Source organism: Dehalobacter sp., assembly GCF_030063005.1.
Taxonomy (GTDB): Bacteria; Bacillota; Desulfitobacteriia; order Desulfitobacteriales; family Syntrophobotulaceae; genus Dehalobacter; species Dehalobacter restrictus.
The window spans coordinates 1-1,724 of the sequence record NZ_JAPDHR010000010.1; the positions used below are offsets into that span (position 1 = coordinate 1).

The following is a 1,724-nucleotide window of genomic DNA, read 5'->3' on the forward strand; positions in this document are numbered from 1 at the left end:
GACAACCCTGAAAATTCTTGTATAATGCAGACAAAAGGAGCGACAGCCATTTAAGCTATTGCTCCCATAAAATATTCGCCTTATTTTACATCAATTTTAGAGTTTACACAGAGTTCGGGATACACCCTTGCCAAATTGATTTTTAGCAAATAGTCTATTGTTTTTTTTCGTAAATACGATGCCAGTAAAAAATTGATGTCCATAAACTCTTCGGGGAGTTGACCGTTTTGTCGGCTTTCGTTAATTCGCTTTTCAAGATATTTGATTTCATCCGGAGTAAGATTTATCTCTTCTTTCTCAATAACAGAATTTATCATAAGTTCCCAGAGAATCCTTCTGGATGCCTCTTCCTTACATTCGGCCAGCAATTGGTCTGCGGTTATTTTTCTATGGATCAAATATTCCATAAGTTCCATATCATCAACTATTTTGAGTTCTTCAGTAAATTTCTTATATAAATCTTCAGCAGCTGAATCCAATTCTTCTTCATCAAATTCATACTTACATTGTTTAACTAAAGCTTGAAAAATCAAGAGAATATTTGCCTCCCGTTCCTTCCCCTCTTTTTCGTGAGTGATTTTTAGGGCAAGCATATTTTTTAAGTCTTTCAGGTTTTTTAGATCAGGTTCAACTTTCCTAATTAATTCTTCAGTCAATTCTGGTTTCTTCACCACAAAAACGCTCTTAATCTTAACGGTAAATGTAAACTCGCTTCCCCACCAACGCTGAAATTCTAAGGCATCGGGCTGAATAACACTCTCAAAGGTCACTGTGTCGCCCATTTTCTTCCCTAGGAGATTTGCACTAACTTCTCGAAATACACCTTCACTGCCGACTATTAATTTTGTATCGATGTTTCTTATAACCGGTACTGTTGCATCCTTTTCATAACCGTCAATATCCACGATTACATAATCGTTTGTTTTAATAGGCTCATTTCTTTTTTCTTCTTCAATTTCATCAAAAGAGCCTATGATATAATCTAAGGCTTGCTGAATCTCCTCTTCTTGGACTGTTGTATCAAAACGCTTGACATTTAGACCCTTATATTGTCCAAGTTCGAACTGTTTCATTATCACGATTCCTCCCTCGTTATGTCTATTTGATACGCTACTTTCTCAGGAAAATTTCAACGGTCAGCCCTCAGGATTCCTACTGACTGAAGCATTACAACAAAATGGGCGACTGCGAAAATAAGGATCAAGAGTGTGAAGACCAGGTCTCTTGTTCTTCCTTTTTTTTGCGTTTCAATCGATCTACTCTCTGTTTCCATATTCTTACCTCCTCATTTCGCCAACGGTTAAGCAAATTGTAAATAAATCCTACCGGACAGAAGAATTTACAATAAAAACGGCTAATAAATAAGCTCATAAACAAGAAGATCGGTAACATCAACCACATTAACCATACCGATTTGAACAGGAAGAGCGCGCCAAAAGGCTGGTAATCCAATGTCCCATAGTCACCCAGTAATGTGCCCAGCAGAAGTGCAACCCATAAAATGGTCGGAGCTACCAGCCTGAGTATTTTAATAGTCTTCTGGGAAATATTCAGAGATTTGAACCCTGCAGCCTTGTTAAGAATCTCCTGTACTGCTCCAAAAGGACAAATCCAAGCGCAATACAGATTTTTTCCCAAAAGGATAATAAATCCGAGAGACCCGGCCATAAGCACATACCATTTCAGGTTAGTTATCCTGGGAATCTGCAACGTAATTGCTGAAA

2 protein-coding genes are annotated in these 1,724 nt (G+C 37.8%); both read right to left on the minus strand.

From position 1 onward, the window contains the following. Positions 1-80 precede the first annotated feature (80 nt). The gene (locus OKX56_RS02905; RefSeq protein WP_287895608.1) at positions 81-1,073 is read right to left on the minus strand and encodes a trigger factor; all 993 of its coding nucleotides are present in this window, start codon (positions 1,071-1,073) and stop codon (positions 81-83) included. A 127-nt stretch (positions 1,074-1,200) separates the two neighbouring features. Next, positions 1,201-1,724, minus strand: a 524-nt coding sequence (locus OKX56_RS02915; protein WP_353737759.1) for a 4Fe-4S binding protein, incomplete at its 5' end; no start/stop codon positions are given.

Coding starts and splice junctions, on each gene's coding strand:
- OKX56_RS02905 (WP_287895608.1), bottom strand. CDS start 1,073: ATGAAACAGTTCGAACTTGGACAATATAAGGGTCTAAATGTCAAGCGT.